Genomic DNA, 17916 nt, shown 5'->3' with positions numbered 1-17916 from the left:
GTTCACGACTGCCTCGGGTGACCGAGGGCTCCTACGCTGAAATTTGTGGAAGATGTCGATGACGCCCGCGAGCTCGTTGAGCAGCGGATGCGCGCCACCGGGTTCGAGGAGGACATCCTCGACAAGGTCTTGGATCTGCTGGAACGCTTCGACACCGATCGGGAGAAGCTGTTCGAGGAGATGCTCTCCAAGCTGGAGCAACCAGGCTATGACGGCCTGACCGACCGGTGGGAGACCAACTGCGAGCAGGCCGAGGCGCTGATGGAGCGCCTCGAATCGGACATCCGGTCGGTGCTGGAGGACAGCCAGGCCAACGCGATGTCCGTCGACGAACGGTGGACCGCGGTCGGCCCGCGTGACTTCCTCGCCGGGGAGCGCAAGATCTGGGCGCAGGTCGCCCGGCTCGACGTCCCCGAGGTCGCCACGCTGATGAGCAAGGTCCTGGAGGCCGACCTCGCGCTCATCAAGAAGTGCGAGGAGGACCTCAAGAACGCGCGCAGCAACGACGCGATCGTCGAGCAGTTGCTCCTCAAGAACTTCGGCTCGATCCAGGACACGGTCAAGAGCCTGCTCGTCAAATACCTCCCGACCTCGGGCGCCCGCCTGATCGTCCTCTTCATGAAGGACCCGTCGTCCAAGGATGCCGCCAACGAGGCGATCAAGAACTTCGAGAAGCTCACCGCGGAGAACCTCATGGCGGCGAAGCAGAAGCGTGCCGCGAAGCAGACGGTGGTCGACAACATCAAGCTGCTGACCGCGGCCCGCGAACAGCTCGACGAGGACTGGATCGACAAGCTTTTCGCCCGCGGCGCCGAGGCGGCGGGGAACTGGCGCGGCATCGGCGCGTCCGGCGACTACCGGGCCACCGACTGGGACTGGATGAAGGAGAACGTCCTCGACCGAGGGCTTGACGCGCGGGCCGAGGCGGCCAAGGAGCAGTCCAGCAAGCTCTACGACGAGCTCTTCCCCACGCTCGTGGAGGAGAGCACCAACGCCTTCGCCCAGCTGACCGATGATCCGGGCACGCTGGCGAAGTTCAACGAGGAGCTGGAGAAGGCCTCGGAATCCCTGGAGTCGCTGCTGGCTACCGAGGAGGAATACGTCAAGGACCTGGCCGAGGGACCCTACAAGCAGACGGGCCTCGCCGCGTTCGCACAGGTCAGAGACGCGGTCAAGGTGGGCTTCAAGCTGCTCGCGGACAAGACGGAGGAAGCCGACGACGAGGTGAAGAAGTCATGACCGACCTCTTCGTCGCGGCGGGCGGCCCGGTCGGCGACGGCACCAGGGCCCGGCCGTTCCACGACCCGTGGCTCGCGCTGCGGCAGGCTGCGCCCGGCGACCGCATCCACATCGCGGCGGGCACCTATACCGGGCGCGGCGAGCGCTCCTCGTGGGTCGTCGACACCCCCGAGCTGACCCTGCTCGGCGGATACGGCCCCGACTTCGCCCGCCGCACCCCCTGGCAGACACCGACGGTCTTCGCGGCAAAGACCGGCCTGCGCGTCCCGAACGAGCCGAACATGCTCCAGGGCATCGGCGGCCACGACGGCCTCGTCCTGGACGGGCTGTTCTTCGACGGGGCCGGGCGCGACGACTACGACGAGCAGGGCGGCCTGCAGCGCGCCTCCTACGGGGACGGCCCGCTGGTGAGCCTGCGCGGCGAGCGCATCACCGTCCGCGACTGCTGCTTCGCCAACGGCAGCTCCGGCGCCGTCGAGCTCGGCGGCGACGCCGTGGTCTTCGAGAACAACATCGTCGTCAACTGCGTCGGCCTCAGCCTGCTCACCGTCCGCGACGGCGCCCCCGAGACCCCGGCCGCGGTCAACCGCAACACCTTCGCCTTCGCCCACGACGACTCCGACCCGCCGCGCGGCTCCGGCGCCGACCGGGCCGTCGGCGTACGGGTCGACGGCGCTGCCGCGATCGCCGACAACGTGTTCGTCGGCTGCGGCAACGCGGCCGTCGCCTGCCTGCGCGACGTCGGGCAGATCGCCATCGACCGCAACCTGTTCTTCGCCACACCGCGCGACATCGTGCGCAGCCGGGTGTCGGGGGCGCAGGCCGAGCTCACCGAGGAGTACGCCGCGGAGCTCGAAGATGTCGGCCTGCGCTCGGCAGCCGGCAACACCGTCGGCGACCCGCAGCTGACCGGGCTCCCGGCGGCGTGGCTCGACGCGTACACGGTGGACGTCGCCGTCACGTATGAGCGTCCGCCGATCGCCGCCCTCAACGCGCTGCGGAAATCGGCCGGCCTCGGCGAGCTGCCGTCCACATCAGACCATGATGTTCAGCGGCCCGTCATGCGCCGGCTCGCCCCGGCCGAGGTGCTCGCCCTCGCGGTCGGCGCGGCGCCGGGCGCGCACCCCGCCGACCTGGCGGCGCCGGAGCCGTTCACCGAGCTCCCGGCCGGTCCGGCGTACCAGGCCGTCGACTGGGCGCGGCTCTACGAGGCCGACCCGGCGCTCGCCGGAGCCCCGGTGCAGGTGCGGGCCGGGGTCGGCTTCGACCAGAACACGCAGATCCTCCCCGAGCTCGCGGAGACGCACATCGGCGTCGCCGTCTACGAGCCCGGCACCGACAACAGCCCGTGGTGGGCGCTCGCCCCGCGCTACGGCCTCGTCCATCACCAGACTGAGGAGGCCGTACGGTATTCGCGCGGCCTCGACGTCGAGTCCACGTACCTGCTCCGCGGCACGTACCGCCTCACGCCGCCCGGCGGGCGTCAGAGCGCCACCATCGTCCTCGACTCCCTCGCGGCCGTGCTCGACGTCACGGCCCCCGAGCCGCCCCGGCCGGCCGGCCGCGACTGGTTCGTGCGGGCCGGATCCTCCGGCGGGGACGGCAGCCGGGAGGCGCCGTTCCGCGACCCGTTCCAGGCCCTCGAAAAGGCCGCCGAGGGCGACCGCATCCTCGTCGCCGCAGGTGAGTACACGGGCCGCCTGCGGTCGGGCACGTGGCGCATCCCCGTACGCAACCTGACGCTGCTGGGCGGGTGGGACGCCGAGTTCGCCGCGCGCCACCCCTGGCGCCACCCCGTGCGCTTCGTGCTCACTCCGGAGACCAAGGCGAAGGGCATCTTCGGCGATCCGGTGCTCACCGGCGAGGACTCGGGGGAGGGCCTCATCCTTGACGGGTTCATGTTCGACGGGGCGACCTACAACGCGTACGCCGACAGCGGCGCCCTCGACGCGGGCCATTCCCAGTCGGCGGCGCTGCTCGACCTGCGCGGCGGCAGCGGCGGCATCACCGTGCGCAACTGCGTCTTCGCCAACGCGGCGTACTGCGCCGTGCAGCTCAGTGCGGCGTACGGAACGTTCGAGAACAACGTGGTCGTCAACACGAGTGGCACCGCCGTCCGTATCCAGGCACCCGGCGCGGGCCCCTGGACCATCCGCGGCAACACGGTCCTGTTCGCCGCCGACCCCACCGGCCGGGCCTCGACCGGGCAGTCCACGACCGGTTGCCTGCTGGACATCTCCGGCCGGGGTGTCATGCGGGTCGAGGCCAACGTGCTCGCCTTCGCCGACAGCATCGCCGTCCGCGCGACCGTGCCCGACCAGAACCTGCTGCTCGACGGGAACGTGCTCGCCGCCAACCTGTACGCCGACCTCCACGACGGCCGCCACGTGCTCGTCGACGCCGAGAACCGCGACCGGGTGTTCCGCGACGCCCCGTTCGGCGCTCAGACCGGAACCCGGTTCGAGCTGCCGGCGGTGCCGGTCGACGCCGCGTACGCCGACCAGGCCGTCGGCCGCCTCTCGGCGCTGGCCGCCGCGATGCCGAAGGACGGGCTCAACGCCGCTGCGGCGGCGCTCGGCGTCTCGATCACGGCGCCGAAGACGGAGGCACCCGTCGAGGCGGCGCCCCCGGAGCCGAAGAAGGAACCGTCAGTGGCCGACCTGCTCGCGGACCTCGGCCGGGCCCGCAAGGCGTTCGAGGCGAAGGACGCGGCCCCGCCGGCCACAGCCACTCCGCTGTACTGCCCGGTCTATCCGGTCGAGGCGGCGCTGAGGCTGGCCCTCGACGCCCCGCCAGGCGAGCCCGGCGCTCACGCCCCGCCTTCATGATCGAACTCGCGGGGCGCGCCAAACCGACTCCACCGAAGCCGGGGCGGTTCGTTGCCGGGTGACCGCGCATACCGTTGCCGCCACGAGCCGCGGGCGGCGCTTCAGGTGGAGGTGCGTTCCCGCCACGCCGTCAAGCGGTCACGCAGCCAGTGGTAGCTGGCCTTGGGCGTACGGGATCCGGTGCCGTAGTCGACGTGGGTCAGACCGAAGCGCGGCCCGTACCCGCGGGCCCACTCGAAGTTGTCGATGAGCGACCAGTAGAAGTACCCCCGCAGATCGAGCCGGTCGTCGACGGCGGCCGCACGGGCTGCCGTCGCCAGGTGCCCGGCCACGAACGAGATCCGTTCCGGGTCCGGCTCGGGTCCGTCCCGCAGGTCGGCGCAGCCGTTCTCCGTCACGTACACGGCAGGCAGGCCCGGGTAACGGTCCGCGAGCCCGGTCAGGGTGTCGAACAACCCTTGCGGCTCCACCGGCCAGCCCAGGTCGGTGGTGGGCAACCCGTCCGGCCGTAGCTGCCGGACCCCGATGTCGAACGCGCTGCGCAGCGCCGGGTCGGGCTGCTCGTACGGGGCGTCGGCGACGTGCACCCGGTAGTAGTAGTTGACACCGAGGAAGTCCAGCGGCGTGGAGATCACCGCCAGGTCACCGTCCCGGCGGAACGACAGATCGCTCACCCCGGCGTAGAGCCGCTCGAACCCGGGCGGGTACGCGCCGCCCAGCACCGGATCCGTGAACTGCCGGTTGAGCATGAGGTCCTGCCGATCCGCCGCCGCCCGGTCGGCCTCGGTATCGCTGGCCGGCACGGCGGGGGAGAGGTTGAGCGTGATGCCGACGCGCGACCGCGGGCCGGCGGCGGACCGGACTGCGGCGACCGCCCTGCCGTGCCCGAGCAGCAGGTGGTGGGCGGCGGCCAGGGCACCGTGTCCTTCGGCGCCGCCGGGCGCGTGCCGGCCCTCCGCGTAGCCGACCATCGACGAGCAGTACGGCTCGTTCAGCGTGATCCAGTCCTGGGCCCGGTCGCCGAGGACGCCCGCCACCGCGGCGGCGTACTCGGCGAACCACTCGGCGGTGTCCCGTACCCGCCAGCCACCCTCGTCCTCGAGCGCCTGGGGCAGATCCCAGTGGTACAGCGTGACGAACGGCCGGATGCCGTGCCCGCACAGGGCGTCGACGAGCCGGTCGTAGTAGTCGAGGCCTCGCCGGTTCACCGCGCCCCGCCCGGCCGGCATGACCCGTGGCCAGGCGACCGAGAAACGGTAGGCGTCCACGCCGAGGCCGGCCAGCAGGTCCACGTCCTCCCGCCAGCGGTGGTAGCTGTCACAGGCGACCGCGCCGGAGGTGCCGTCGTCGACGGCACCGGGGCGGCGGCAGAAGGTGTCCCAGATCGACGGCCCGCGGCCGTCCTCGTCGACCGCCCCCTCGATCTGGTACGCCGCGGTGGCCGCGCCCCAGATGAAGCCGGCCGGCAGGTCCGGCAGCTCGGGCAGGTCCGGCCGGGTTGCGGCCGCGGCGGCGCCTTCGGATGTGGTGGTCATCCCTTCACCGCCCCCTGCATGATGCCGTCGACGAGATGCCGGCCGAGGAGCATGAAGACGACGAGGATCGGCAGCGTGGCGAGCAACGTGCCGGTCAGCGTCAGGGTGTAGTCGGTGGTGTAGCCGCTGGCCAGTGCGGAGAGCGCCACCTGCACGGTCGCGTTGTTCTGTAGCACGACCAGCGGCCAGAAGAAGTCGTTCCACGCCTGCATGAAGGTGAACAGCCCGAGCACCGCCGCGGCGGGGCGGGCCGCCGGCAGGACGATGTGCCAGTACAGGCCGAACGTGCTGGACCCGTCGACGCGGCCGGCCTCCAGCAGTTCGTCGGGTACGGCGCGGCCGAGGTACTGGGTCATGAAGAAGACGCCGAACGCGGTTACCAGCCCGGGCACGATCACGGCGGTGAGGCGTCCGGTCCAGCCGAGGTCGGCCATCAGGATGTACAGCGGGATGATGCCGAGCTGGTGCGGCACCATCGAGGTCGCGATGGCCACGACGAGAAGCGCCTTTCGGCCTCGGAACCGCAGTTTGGCGAAGGCGAACCCGGCCAGGGTCGAGAAGAACACCACGGAGACGGTGATCGAGCCGCTGACGATGAAGGAGTTCACCAGGGCTCGGCCGAAGTCGGTCGTGTCGAACACGCGCGCGATGTTGTCGAAGAGGTGCCCGCCGGGCACCAGGGCCGGCGGCACCTTCGTGACGGCGTCGCTGGTCTGCGAGGACACGACGATGGACCAGTAGAGCGGGAAGACCGACCCGGCCACGACCGCCAGCAGGGCGCCGTAGCTCCAGACCGAGCCCTTGCGTGGGTACCCGAAGCTCCGGCGCCGGTGGGACCGGCGTGGCGGCGGCGAGGGTGTGGTGCCGGTCTGAATGGGGTCCGCGAGGGTGGTCACGGCGTTCTCCTCAGTCCTCGTCCTTGGCGATGCGCCGGGTGAGCAGGAAGTTGATGATCGCGAAGATGGCGATGACCAGACAGAGCGTCCAGGCGACCGCCGAGGCGTAGCCGAAGCGGAACTCCCGGAACCCCTGCTCGTACATGAACAGGGCGACGGTCTGGAACTGCCGGTCGGAGCCGCCGGTGGGCGTCTGGGAGCTGGCGAACAGCAGGGGTTCGGCCATGATCTGCAGGCCGCCGATCGTCGAGATCACCGTGGTGAAGATGATCGTCGGCCGCAGCATCGGGACGGTGATCCGCCTGAACTGCTGAGCCTGCGACGCGCCGTCGAGGTCGGCGGCCTCGTACAGGTGGTGCGGAATCGCCTGCATCGAGGCGAGGTAGATGAGGGCGTTGTAGCCGGTCCACCGCCAGGCGACGATGAAGGAGATGGCCAGGTGGGAGCTCCAGGTGTTGGCCTGCCAGTCGATCGGGCCGATGCCGACGAGGCCGAGCGCCCAGTTGACCATGCCGAAGTCGCGGCCGAAAAGCTGGGTGAAGACGATCGTCACCGCCACGATCGAGGTGACGTTGGGCAGCAGCACGCCCATCCGTAGCGCGGTGCGGGCCCGCAGCCGGTGGTTGAGCAGGTGGGCGATCCAGAGCGCGGCGAGCAGTTGCGGCACGGTGGACAGCACCCAGATGCTGAGTGTGTTGCCCAGGGCGTTCCAGAAGTACGCGTCCTGCAGCATCTCGCGGTAGTTCGCGAGGCCGACCCAGCGGTGCGACCCGGAGTCGAGCAGGTCCCAGTCATTGAACGAGACGTACGCCGTGTACAGCAGCGGGAACAGCCCGAACGCGCCGAACAGCAGGAAGAACGGCAGGATGTAGAGGTAGGGCGAGCCCTTGGTGTCGAGCCGGCTCAGGCCGGCCCGCCGGGCCTGGTGGAGGTAGGTGGCCATCGTCGATCCTTCATCGCCGGGCGCCGCCGGCGGTCAGGGGCGACCGCCGGCGGCGCGGGTCGAGTTACTTGGCGAGGCGCTCGACGTCGCTGACCATCTGCTTCCAGGACTCGTCGGAGCTTTGCTTGCCCTGTTCGATGCGGACGAGGGCGTCGCGGATGGTGGTCTGCACGTCTCCGGCTCGCGGGCCCTGGTACTGGGGCTTGAGCTGCTTCGCCGCAGTGGTGAAGAGCTGGCCCACCGGTGCGTTGTTGAAGAAGGCGTCCTTGTACTGGGCAATGTCGGGCTTGTCGTACAGAGCCGGGATGGACGGCAGGTTGCCCCGCGCGGTGAACACCTTGGCCTGCTGTTCCGGGGCGGTCAGCCACGCCGCGAGCTTCTTGGCCTCCTCGACGTGCTTGCCCTGCTTGGGAACGGTGAGGTACGAGCCGCCCCAGTTGCCGCCGCCGCCCGGGACGCTCGCCACGTCCCACTTGCCGGCGGCGTGCTTCGCCTGGTCCTTGATCTTGGTCATCATCCAGGCCGGACACGCGATGGTGGCGAACTGGTCCTTCGCGAAGCCGTTGTTCCACTCCTGCGAGCTGCCGATCAGCTTGGCCGACAGGTTGCTCTGGATCGCCTTCACCGTCAGGTCCCAGGCCTTTCGGACATCGGGGTTGGTGCCCACGACGATGGCGTTGTCCTCGTTGTAGTACCCGACCGGGGCCTGGCCGATGATGGCGTTGAACAGTTGGCCTCCGCCATCGAAGAAGGCGCTGCCGGCCGGGGCCTTCGCCGCGTACCGCTTGCCGAACTCGATGTACTGGTCCCAGCCGCTGCCCCAGGCGGCCGACACCTGGTCGCGGTCGAACGGCACGCCGGCCTTCTCGAACAGGTCACGCCGATAGCAGATGGCCAGGCCGCCGACGTCGGTGCCGTACCCGATCTGCTTGCCGTCCTTGGCCAGCGACGCCGCCCACTTCCAGCCGAGGTACTCGGACTGGCGGTCCTTGCCCAGGTCGACGAAGAGGTTGCCCCGCTCGCGCATCTGCGCGATGAAGCCCGTGTCGACGCCCTCGATGTCGCCCGCGCCGGAGCCGGTGGCCAGGTGGGTGATCAGGTCGCGATGATGGTCGTTGTAGGCGGCCGTGCGCTCCTGGATCGTGATGTTCGGGTGCGACTTCTGGTACTCGGCGTACAGGTCCTGGTACCCGAAGTTGCCGAACAGGTTGACGTTCAGGGTGATCTTTTCGTTGCCGCCGCCGGAGCCTCCCTCGGTGCCGGTGCCACACGCGGTCAGCAGTACTCCGGCGGCCAGGGTGGCCGCCGCCAGTCGCAACAGTCGGTTTGGGTGCATGCCAGGGAACCCTTTCGTGCGATGTAACCGGTTACCTGAAACCGGTTACATTGTCGGCGAAGCGATGGTGGTGGGGGTGGGTGGAGTTGGATGAAGATCGGATGCCGGCCGAGTTGCGGGTGACCGCCGGCGAGTGCCTTTCCTGGGAAGTGTGAACGGGTTTGGTTAGGGGGTGTCAAGTTACGAAACGATAACGGTCGATGCGGGTTGACCGGCGGACATCGTTGGCGCTACGGTCGTGAAACCGGTTACAGAGAAGGCGCCACATTGACCACTATTAGGGAGTTGGCACGCCGCTCCGGCGTGTCCGTCGCCACCGTGTCCCGCGTCTTCAACACCCCCGAGGTCGTCAGCCAGCACACCCGCCAGCGCATCCTCGATCTGGCCGCCGAGATCGGCTACCTGCCGAACGGGTCGGCCCGGACGCTCGCCACGAAGAAATCCAACATGGTGGGCCTGGTGTGGGACACCGACCATCGCCGCCCTGGATGGCGCCACCCATTCCTGCAGGAGATCCTCGTCGCGCTCAAGACGGCGCTCAGCGCGCACGGGCTGAACCTGCTCATGCTCGCCGGCCACGACGCGGCGGGGCCCGACGACGGGCAGCGATACGTGCGCGCCGTCCGCCAGCACAACCTCGACGGCGCGGTCATCATCGACAACGGCACCCGGGACCCGGCCGTGCTCGCCCTCGTCGAAGCCCAGGTGCCGTGCGTCGCCCTCGACCTGCGGGTCGACGGCCCGACGTCGACCTACATCACCTCGGACAATGCCGGCGGCGCGGCGCTCGCCGTGCGTCACCTCGTCGAACGCGGCCACCGGCGCATCGCCACCATCACCGGCCCGCTGCGAACCTGGCCGGGAGCCGAACGGCTCGTCGGCTTCCGGGCCGCGCTGGCCGGGGCCGGCCTGCCGCTCGCCGACGGCCACGTCGTCGAGGGAGACTTCTATCTCGACGGCGGTCACGCCGCGATGGACCGGCTGCTCGCCCTCGACGACCGCCCTACCGCAGTGTTCGTCGCCGGTGACGAGATGGCCGTCGGCGCGATGCGGGCGGCCCAGGCGGCCGGCCTACGGATCCCCGACGACATTGCGATTGTCGGCTTCGACGACATCGAGGTGGCCGCGCTGATCCCGCCCGGGCTCAGCACCGTCGCCCAGAACAAGCCCGGCTTCGGCACGGCCGCCGCCGAGGCGCTGGTCGCCATGCTGCACGGCGGCGACGACCCGCCGAAGCCGACCGTGTTGCCGACGACGCTCGTCGTCCGCGGCACCACCTGACCCGAACCGCGCGACGTCGGCGCCGTCCCGACCCGGATCGTGCTGCTGCTCGCGGTCGCTGTCGCCGGAGCCGCTGTCACCGACCCCGCAACCGGGCCTGCCTCGAGCGTCACACCCGTGCCTCGGCGCGGCGGCGCGGTCCGTGCCTGCTGGCAGGCTCGAAACCGGACAGCCGTTGATCAGCCGGGGAGCCCGTTGGTGGTCCACCGCAGGTGGACGTTGTCGCCCACCCCGCCGGCGGCAGTGCCAGCGTCGACTCCTCCGCCGCGCGCAGCGCCGCCGGTGGCCGTGGGCATCTCGGGGTGCGGCGCCCGGTTGATTCCTTCCACGGTGACCAGTGCCAGCGGCACCAGCGGCGGCACCGGCGATTTTGCCGATGCGGACGAGGGCGGGCAGGGCAAAGGATGACATCTGTCGATGTAACCCCACCCGTAGGGAGTGCCCGGCATGTCATCACCGACCACCACCCGTCCCCGTTCCCTCGTTGTTCGTGCCGTCGGGATGGCGCTGGCCGCCGTCCTGGCCACCGGCGGCGTGCTCGGCGCGTCGTCCGGCGCCGCGCAGGCCGCGGAAAACCCGTACGAGCGCGGCCCCGACCCCACCGTGGCGATCCTGGAGGCCAGCCGCGGCCCGTTCGCCGTCGCCACGCAGAACGTCTCCGCGCTCGGCGTCATCGGTTTCGGCGGGGGAGTCATCTACTATCCGACCAGCACGAGCGCGGGCACCTTCGGCGCCATCGCCATCTCGCCCGGCTACACCGCCGCCTGGTCCAGCATCGACTGGCTGGGGCCCCGGATCGCCTCACACGGCTTCGTGGTGATCGGCATCGAGACGATCACCCGTCTGGACCAGCCGGACAGCCGGGGCCGGCAGTTGCTGGCGGCGCTGGACTACCTGACCCAGCGCAGTTCGGTGCGTGGCCGGATCGACGCCACCCGGCTCGCGGTCGCCGGCCACTCGATGGGCGGCGGCGGGACGCTGGAGGCCGCCGCGTCGCGCCCGTCGCTGCGGGCCGCCGTGCCGCTGGCGCCGTGGAACCTGGACAAGACGTGGTTCGGGGTCCAGGTGCCGACCCTGATCGTCGGTGGCGAGGCGGACATCATCGCCCCGGTCGCGACGCACTCCGAGCCCTTCTACAACAGCATCCCGAGCTCGGCCGAGAAGGCGTATCTGGAGTTGAACGGGGCCAGCCACTTCTTCCCGCAGACGGTGAACACGCCCACCGCCCGGCAGATGGTGGCCTGGCTGAAGCGGTTCGTCGACAACGACACCCGGTACGAGCAGTTCCTCTGCCCGGGACCGACAGGTCTGGCGATCGAGGAGTACCGCAACACCTGCCCGAGCGCCTGACCTCGCCGGCCGGCCCGCCGTCGCCCGCGCGACGGCGGGCCGGCTGCCGTCCGGTCCCCGGCGCGCCGTGCCCGGTGGGTCCGGGGTCGCCGCCGGCGCGGGCGCCGGGCGGAGGTATTGACGCCGGAGGCGAGAAACGTACACTCCCAGTGTAAATATCGCGCCCCGCCGGACCGAGGGATGGGCCAATGGAGCAAGGGCTCGCGCTGCACCGCATCGGGGTGCGCTTCGGTGGTCTCACCGCCCTCGACGACGTCTCGCTGCGGGTGCCCGCCGGCCGGGTGGTCGGCGTGATCGGCCCCAACGGGGCGGGGAAGACCACGCTGTTCAACGTCATCTGCGGCTTCGTCGCCCCGGACGCGGGCACCCTCACCCTCGACGGCCGCCCACTGCGGCCCCGGCCGCACCGGCTGACCCGGCTGGGCATCGCCCGGACGTTGCAGGGCACCGGGCTCTTCGCCGGGCTCACCGTGCTGGAGAACGTGATGGCCGGCGCCACCCACACCGCCCGTGCCGGTTTCCTGCCGGCGCTGCTCGGCCTGCCCGCCAGCGACCGCGACGAGCACCGGCTGCGCCGGGACGCCCTCGACGTGCTCGACCGGCTGGGCATCGCCGGGTACGCCGCCGCCGCGCCGGGCACGCTGCCCTTCGCCGTACGGCAGCGGGCCGCCCTGGCCCGCGCCCTGGTGGCCCGGCCCCGCCTGCTCCTGCTCGACGAGCCCGCCGGCGGCCTCGGCGCCGAGGACATCGCCGAGCTCGCGGCGCTGATCCGCGAGCTGCCCGGTCGTGACCCGGACCCCTGCGCGGTGCTGCTCGTCGAGCATCACATGGATCTGGTGATGTCCGTCTGCGACGACATCGTGGTGCTCGACTTCGGGCGGGTGATCGCCGCCGGCACGCCGGACGAGGTGCGCGACGACCCGGCGGTCGCCGACGCCTACCTGGGCGCGGCCGTGGACGAGGCCGCCGCATGAACGGGCGAATCAGCCGGCTCGACGCGCCGGCCCCGCACGGCGGTGGCGCGAGCGGCGGCGACCTGCTCACCGTGCGGGGGCTGGTGGCCGGCTACGGCGCCGCGCCGGTGCTGCACGAGGTCGACCTCGCCGTCCCCGCCGGCACCATCGCGGCGGTGGTCGGGGCGAACGGCGCCGGCAAGACCACCCTGCTGCGCGCCCTGTCCGGCATGCTGCGCCCGCTGGCCGGCCAGGTCGTGCTCGCCGGGGAGGACCTGCGTGGCACTTCGGTGGAGCAACTGGTGCGCCGGGGGATGGCGCACGTCCCCGAGGGGCGCGGGGTGATCGGCGAGCTCACCGTGGACGAGAACCTGCGGCTGGGCGGGCTGTGGCGCCGCGACAAGGCCGACTCCGCCCGCGCCCGGGACGAGGTGTACCAGCTCTTCGAGCCGCTGGCCCGGCGCCGTGGCCACCTCGGCCACCAGCTCTCCGGCGGCGAACGGCAGATGCTCGCACTCGGCCGGGCCCTGGTCGGCCGGCCGCGCCTGCTGCTGCTCGACGAGCCGTCGCTCGGCCTGGCGCCGCGGGTGGTCGCCCAGATCATGGCCCTGCTGCGCCAACTGCGCGACGGCACCGGGCTGACCGTGCTGCTGGTCGAGCAGAACGTCCGCAGCGCGCTCTCCGTCGCCGACCAGGGGATCGTGATGTCCCTCGGCCGGGTGGTCCGCGCCGCCCCGGCGCAGCGGCTGCGCGACGACGTCGACCTGCGGCACGCGTATCTCGGATTCTGAACCCTCGTCCCCTCCGAAGGAGGACTGTGGAGCGCTTCGTCTTCCTCACCTTCGACGGCCTCTCCCGGGGTGCCGTCTACGCGGCGTTCGCGCTGGCACTGGTGCTCATCTGGCGGGCCGCGCGGATCGTCAACTTCGCCCAGGGCGCGATGGCCGTCGCGGCGGCGTACGTCGCCTACAGTGTGTCCGCGTCGACCGGCTCCTACTGGCTGGGCTTCCTGGCCGCGCTCGCCGCCGGTCTGCTGTTCGGCGCGGTCGTGGACCGGGCGGTGATGCGCTTCGTCGACCACGCCTCACCGCTCAACCCGGTGATCGTCGCGCTCGGGCTGGTCCTGCTGATCCAGGCCGTCCTCGGCATGATCTACGGCAACGAGTTCCGTCCCGCCGGGACGCCGTTCAGCCGCGCCGCGCTCACCGTCGGCGGGTTCGCCGTCGGCTCACCGTACGACCTGTTCGTCTTCGCCACGGTGGGGGTGGTCATGGTCGCGCTCGCCTGGATCTTCGCGCGTACCCCGGTCGGCCTGCGGATGCGCGCGGCGGCCTTCGCTCCGGAGGTCTCCCGCCTGCTCGGGGTCAACGTGGGCGGCATGCTCGCCCTCGGCTGGGCGCTCGCCTCGGGGGTGGGTGCCCTGGCCGCCATGCTGGTGATCCCCACCGAACTGGGCCTGCACCCGAACGCCATGGACCTGGTCTTCGTCTCGGCGTTCACCGCGGCGGTGGTCGGCGGACTGGACAGCCCGCCGGGGGCGGTGGTCGGTGGACTGGTGGTGGGCCTGCTGCTCTCCTACGTCAGCGGGTACGCCGGCAGCGACGTCACCCCGCTCGCGGTGCTGGTCCTGCTGCTGGCCGTGCTGCTGGTCCGGCCCGGTGGGCTGTTCGCTCCGGTCGCCGCGAGGCGGGTGTGAGCGCCACCCGGGCGGCGGTGCCGCCGCAGCGGGCGGCCACCGGCCCGCGCGTCGACGGCCGCCGCGGGTCGACTCTGCTGCGGCACCTGGCGGTGGCGGCCGTCGCGGCGCTGCTGGTGCTGGCGGCGAGCTACGGCCTGGCGCCGTTCCGCAACTTCCAGCTCGCCACGGTGGCCGCCTACCTCTGCGCGACCGCCGGACTGACCGTCCTGACCGGACTCAACGGTCAGCTCTCGCTCGGGCACGGCGCGCTGATGGCGGTCGGCGCCTACTCGGTGGCGCTCTGCCAGGGCGCGTTCGCCGACCACGGGATGACCGGCGGCTGGCTGCTCCCGCTGTCGCTGGTCGCGGCGGTCCTGGTCACGGTGGGCGTCGGTGCCGTGGTCGGGGCAGCCGCCGCCCGCCTGCGCGGTCCGTACCTCGCCGGCGTGACGCTGGCCGTCGCGGTCGTGGTGCCCGCCCTCACGGTCACCTTCGACGACGTCTTCAACGGCGACCAGGGGCTCTCCGTGCCGGTCGAGCCACCGCCGCTGGCGCTCGGCGCCTACTTCCCGTACGAGCGGTGGCAGCTCTGGATCGCCACGGCGGCCACCCTGGTCGCCCTGGTGCTGCTGGCCAACCTGGTCCGCAGCCGGTACGGCCGCACCTTCCGGGCGGTCCGGGACGACGAGGTGGCGGCCCGCCTCGCCGGCATCCACGTGGCCCGTACCCAGGTGCTCGCCTTCGTGGTCAGCGCGGCCGGCGCCGGGCTCGGCGGCGCGCTGCTCGCGGTGCTCGCGCAGAGCGTCTCGCCCGGGGCGTTCTCGCTGACCCTGTCGCTCTTCCTGCTCATGGCCGTGGTGATCGGCGGTCTCGGCCGCCTCGCCGGGGCGCTCTGGGGAGCGGTCCTGCTGGTCGCCCTGCCCGACCTGACGCACTCCGTGACCGACCTGTTCACCGTCTCACCCGCGGTGGCGCAGCGGCTGGAGGGCAACCTGCCGTTGGCGATCTTCGGGATCACCCTGGTCGTCGTCATGATCGCCGCGCCCGGCGGCATACAGGGACTGCTGTCCCGGCTCGGCCGGGAGCTACTGGCCCGGTGGCCGGGGCGGCGGTCCTAGCAAGCGCCGGCGGCGCGGTCGCCGGCACCCCACCCACCACCCGATTCAGGAGAACCGGACCGAAGAAAGGTCGGTGTTCCACATGCACCGTACGACACGACGTGGTCTCGCGGTCGTCAGCACCATCGCCCTGCTCGTCGCCGCCGCGGGGTGCGGTGGCGACGAGGGCCCGGACGGTGCCGGGCGCGGGGCGGTGCCCGGCGTCACCGACACCGAGATCGTGGTCGGCACCCACATGCCGCTGACCGGACCGGCCTCGGCCGGTTACTCGAAGATCGCCCCAGCCACCAAGGCGTACTTCGACTACGTCAACGCCAACGGCGGGGTGCACGGCCGGAAGATCACCTACAAGATCATGGACGACGGCTACAACCCGGCGAACACCCAGCAGGTGGTCCGCCAACTGGTGTTGCAGGACAAGGTCTTCGCCGTGCTCAACGGGCTCGGCACGCCGACCCACACCGGCGTGCTCGACTTTCTCAAGAGCAACCGGGTCCCGGACCTCTTCATTGCCTCCGGCAGCCGCAGCTGGGACCAGCCGGACAAGTATCCGGGCTCGTTCGGCTTCAACCCCGACTACACCGTGGAGGGCAAGATCCTGGCCAACCACGTGAAGACCGCGCTGCCCGGCCAGAAGGTCTGCTTCCTCGGCCAGGACGACGACTTCGGCCGGGACAGCCTGGCCGGGGTGGAACAGGTGCTCGGCGCGGGCGCGGTGGCGGTCAAGCAGACGTACGTCACCAGCAACACGAACGTGGCGCCGCAGATCGGCGCGTTCAAGGCGGCCAACTGCCAGGTGGTCGTCCTGGCCACCGTGCCCGGCTTCACCGCGCTGTCGATCGGCACCGCCGCCCGGCTCGGCTTCAAGCCGCAGTGGCTGGTCTCCAACGTGGGCGCCGACCACCCCACGCTTGCCAAACAGCTCGGCGCGGCGGCCGGCCTGCTGGAGGGCATGGTCGGCGCCAACTACCTGCCGATGCAGAACGACGCGGCCAACCCGTGGATCCAGCTCTTCACCAAGGTGAACAAGGAGCACAACGGGGACGCGCCGTTCGACGGCAACACCGTCTACGGGATGTCGGTCGGCTACCTCTTCGTGCAGGCGCTCCAGGCCGCCGGCCAGGACCTCACCCGGGAGTCCCTGCTCAAGGCGGTGGCCAAGGGCGGCTTCCAGGGCCCCGGGCTGGCGCCGTTGCGCTACTCCGACAGCGACCACTCCGGCTACGGCGGGGAGCGGCTGACCCGGGTCGGCGGGGGCGTGCAGGCCTACTTCGGGCCGACGTACGAGACGGACGAGCGCGACGGGCCGGTGCGTGAGTACACCGCCCAGCCGGTGACCCCGCCGGCCGACGGGATCCCGACCGCGTCCTGAGCCACCGCGCCGGGCGGGGTTTCCCACGGCCCCGCCCGGCCGGTGCCGTGGCCGCGCCGGCCGGGCGGTCCGGTCAGCTCAGCCGCTCGACGATCATCGCCATCCCCTGGCCGCCGCCGACGCACATGGTCGCCAGCCCGACCTGCCGGTCGTGCCAGCGCAGCGAGTTGAGCAACGTGGTGGTGATCCGGGCGCCGGTCATCCCGAACGGGTGGCCGATCGCGATCGCGCCGCCGTTGACGTTGAGCCGGTCCCAGTCGATGCCCAGCTCGTGCGCGCTGGGCACCACCTGCGCGGCGAACGCCTCGTTGATCTCGACCAGGTCGACGTCGGCGACGGACATCCCGGCGCGGCGCAGCGCCTGCCGGGACGCCTCGACCGGGCCGAGCCCCATCACCTCGGGGGAGAGCGCGCTCAGCCCGGTGGCCACGATCCGGGCCAGCGGGGTGACCCCGAGTTCCCGGGCCCGGACGTCGGACATCACCACCAGCGCGGCGGCCCCGTCGTTGAGCGGGCAGCAGTTTCCCGCGGTCACCGTGCCGTCCGGCCGGAACACCGGTGCCAGCGCGCTCACCGCCGCCAGGGTCACCCCGGGACGTGGCCCGTCGTCGGCGGTGACCACGCCGCCGCCGGGCACGGTGACCGGGGTGATCTCCCCGGCCCAGAAGCCGTTGGCGATGGCCTTCTCGGCGAGGTGCTGCGACCGTACGGCGAACTCGTCCTGGCTGTCGCGGGAGATCCCGCGGAGCTGGGCCACGTTCTCCGCGGTGTGTCCCATGGCGACGTAGACGTCCGGCAGTCGGCCGTCGTCGCGGGGGTCGTGCCAGCGGGCCGCCCCACCGGTGGCCCGGTCGGCGGTCCGGGCCACCGCGTCGGCGAACCGCGGGTTGGCGCTGCCCGGGTGCCCGTCGCTGCGGCCCCGGTCGTACCGGGAGACGCACTCGACCCCGGCGGAGACGAAGGCATGGCCCTCGCCGGCCCGGATGGCGTGCAGCGCCATCCGGGTGGTCTGCAGGGACGACGAGCAGTACCGGTTCACGGTGGTGCCGGGCAGGTGGTCCAGTCCGAGCAGGACCGCCACCACCCGGGCGAGGTTGTGGCCCTGCTCGCCGGCGGGCTGGCCGCAGCCGAGCATCAGGTCGTCGAGTTCCCGGGGGTCGAGCTGCGGCACCTGGTCGAGGGCGGTCCGGACGATGGTGGCGGCCAGGTCGTCCGCGCGTAGATCGCGCAGGGAACCCTTGTTGGCGCGGCCGATCGGGGATCGCGCGGCGGCGACGATGACGGCTTCCGGCATGACGGTGTCCTCTCCGGAGTGCAAATTGTATTTGCACTGACGGTGCGGTTATGAGCGAGCCGTGTCAACGGAATGTGAGATTCTGGACGAGAT

At 71.6% G+C, this 17916-nt stretch carries 14 protein-coding genes; 9 read left to right on the top strand and 5 right to left on the bottom strand.

From position 1 onward, the window contains the following. Positions 1-45 precede the first annotated feature (45 nt). Together O7602_RS16905 and O7602_RS16900 are read left to right on the top strand one after the other, a co-directional pair. Positions 46-1239 (top strand): hypothetical protein, encoded by a 1194-nt coding sequence (locus O7602_RS16905; RefSeq protein WP_281583612.1) that lies wholly within the window; start codon positions 46-48, stop codon positions 1237-1239. Then, positions 1236-4067 carry a right-handed parallel beta-helix repeat-containing protein gene (locus O7602_RS16900; protein ID WP_281583611.1) on the top strand — a complete coding sequence of 944 codons (2832 nt, stop codon included), beginning with the start codon at positions 1236-1238 and terminating at the stop codon, positions 4065-4067. The genes O7602_RS16905 and O7602_RS16900 overlap by 4 nt, the downstream gene beginning before the upstream one ends. Before the next feature lie 101 nt (positions 4068-4168). Here the strand turns inward: O7602_RS16900 and O7602_RS16895 are convergent, their stop codons facing one another. From O7602_RS16895 to O7602_RS16880, 4 genes are all read right to left on the bottom strand, one after another. Next, positions 4169-5602 carry a GH1 family beta-glucosidase gene (locus O7602_RS16895; RefSeq protein WP_281583610.1) on the bottom strand — a complete coding sequence of 478 codons (1434 nt, stop codon included), beginning with the start codon at positions 5600-5602 and terminating at the stop codon, positions 4169-4171. After that, a complete protein-coding gene (locus O7602_RS16890; RefSeq protein WP_198039696.1) occupies positions 5599-6378 on the bottom strand; it encodes a carbohydrate ABC transporter permease in 780 nt (259 codons plus the stop codon). Before O7602_RS16890 ends, O7602_RS16895 begins: the two co-directional genes overlap by 4 nt. Before the next feature lie 130 nt (positions 6379-6508). Continuing rightward, entirely contained in the window at positions 6509-7441 is a 933-nt protein-coding gene (locus O7602_RS16885) for a sugar ABC transporter permease (protein WP_030500465.1), read from the bottom strand. 64 nt (positions 7442-7505) lie between these two features. Further along, positions 7506-8777 carry an ABC transporter substrate-binding protein gene (locus tag O7602_RS16880; protein ID WP_281583609.1) on the bottom strand — a complete coding sequence of 424 codons (1272 nt, stop codon included), beginning with the start codon at positions 8775-8777 and terminating at the stop codon, positions 7506-7508. Positions 8778-9062: 285 nt separating this feature from the next. On the opposite strand from O7602_RS16880, the gene O7602_RS16875 reads away from it, so the two are divergent. The 7 genes from O7602_RS16875 (at position 9063) to O7602_RS16845 (ending at position 16529) form a co-directional block, all read left to right on the top strand. After that, on the top strand, positions 9063-10058 hold the full coding sequence (locus O7602_RS16875) for a LacI family DNA-binding transcriptional regulator (RefSeq protein WP_281583608.1): 996 nt from the start codon (positions 9063-9065) through the stop codon (positions 10056-10058). A gap of 447 nt (positions 10059-10505) precedes the next feature. Beyond that, the gene (locus O7602_RS16870) at positions 10506-11408 is read left to right on the top strand and encodes an alpha/beta hydrolase (protein ID WP_281583607.1); all 903 of its coding nucleotides are present in this window, start codon (positions 10506-10508) and stop codon (positions 11406-11408) included. 188 nt (positions 11409-11596) lie between these two features. Continuing rightward, on the top strand, positions 11597-12382 hold the full coding sequence (locus tag O7602_RS16865; protein WP_281583606.1) for an ABC transporter ATP-binding protein: 786 nt from the start codon (positions 11597-11599) through the stop codon (positions 12380-12382). After that, entirely contained in the window at positions 12379-13152 is a 774-nt protein-coding gene (locus O7602_RS16860; RefSeq protein ID WP_281583605.1) for an ABC transporter ATP-binding protein, read from the top strand. Before O7602_RS16865 ends, O7602_RS16860 begins: the two co-directional genes overlap by 4 nt. Before the next feature lie 26 nt (positions 13153-13178). Beyond that, positions 13179-14057 carry a branched-chain amino acid ABC transporter permease gene (locus O7602_RS16855; protein WP_281583604.1) on the top strand — a complete coding sequence of 293 codons (879 nt, stop codon included), beginning with the start codon at positions 13179-13181 and terminating at the stop codon, positions 14055-14057. After that, a complete protein-coding gene (locus O7602_RS16850) occupies positions 14054-15157 on the top strand; it encodes a branched-chain amino acid ABC transporter permease (protein ID WP_281583603.1) in 1104 nt (367 codons plus the stop codon). The genes O7602_RS16855 and O7602_RS16850 overlap by 4 nt, the downstream gene beginning before the upstream one ends. Positions 15158-15239: 82 nt before the next feature. Next, positions 15240-16529: an ABC transporter substrate-binding protein gene (locus tag O7602_RS16845; protein ID WP_281583602.1), complete on the top strand. Its 1290-nt coding sequence runs from the start codon at positions 15240-15242 to the stop codon at positions 16527-16529. A 73-nt stretch (positions 16530-16602) separates the two neighbouring features. Here the strand turns inward: O7602_RS16845 and O7602_RS16840 are convergent, their stop codons facing one another. Beyond that, a complete protein-coding gene (locus O7602_RS16840) occupies positions 16603-17823 on the bottom strand; it encodes an acetyl-CoA C-acetyltransferase (protein WP_281583601.1) in 1221 nt (406 codons plus the stop codon). Positions 17824-17916: the final 93 nt, after the last annotated feature.

The organism is Micromonospora sp. WMMD1128, from assembly GCF_027497235.1.
In the GTDB taxonomy this organism is placed as follows: Bacteria; Actinomycetota; Actinomycetes; order Mycobacteriales; family Micromonosporaceae; genus Micromonospora.
The sequence above is the reverse complement of the archived record's forward strand: the minus strand, read 5'-3'. Positions and strand labels throughout refer to the sequence as shown.

Coding starts and splice junctions, on each gene's coding strand:
- O7602_RS16900 (WP_281583611.1), top strand. CDS start 1,236: ATGACCGACCTCTTCGTCGCGGCGGGCGGCCCGGTCGGCGACGGCACC.
- O7602_RS16895 (WP_281583610.1), bottom strand. CDS start 5,602: ATGACCACCACATCCGAAGGCGCCGCCGCGGCCGCAACCCGGCCGGAC.
- O7602_RS16885 (WP_030500465.1), bottom strand. CDS start 7,441: ATGGCCACCTACCTCCACCAGGCCCGGCGGGCCGGCCTGAGCCGGCTC.
- O7602_RS16880 (WP_281583609.1), bottom strand. CDS start 8,777: ATGCACCCAAACCGACTGTTGCGACTGGCGGCGGCCACCCTGGCCGCC.
- O7602_RS16870 (WP_281583607.1), top strand. CDS start 10,506: ATGTCATCACCGACCACCACCCGTCCCCGTTCCCTCGTTGTTCGTGCC.
- O7602_RS16865 (WP_281583606.1), top strand. CDS start 11,597: ATGGAGCAAGGGCTCGCGCTGCACCGCATCGGGGTGCGCTTCGGTGGT.
- O7602_RS16860 (WP_281583605.1), top strand. CDS start 12,379: ATGAACGGGCGAATCAGCCGGCTCGACGCGCCGGCCCCGCACGGCGGT.
- O7602_RS16845 (WP_281583602.1), top strand. CDS start 15,240: ATGCACCGTACGACACGACGTGGTCTCGCGGTCGTCAGCACCATCGCC.
- O7602_RS16840 (WP_281583601.1), bottom strand. CDS start 17,823: ATGCCGGAAGCCGTCATCGTCGCCGCCGCGCGATCCCCGATCGGCCGC.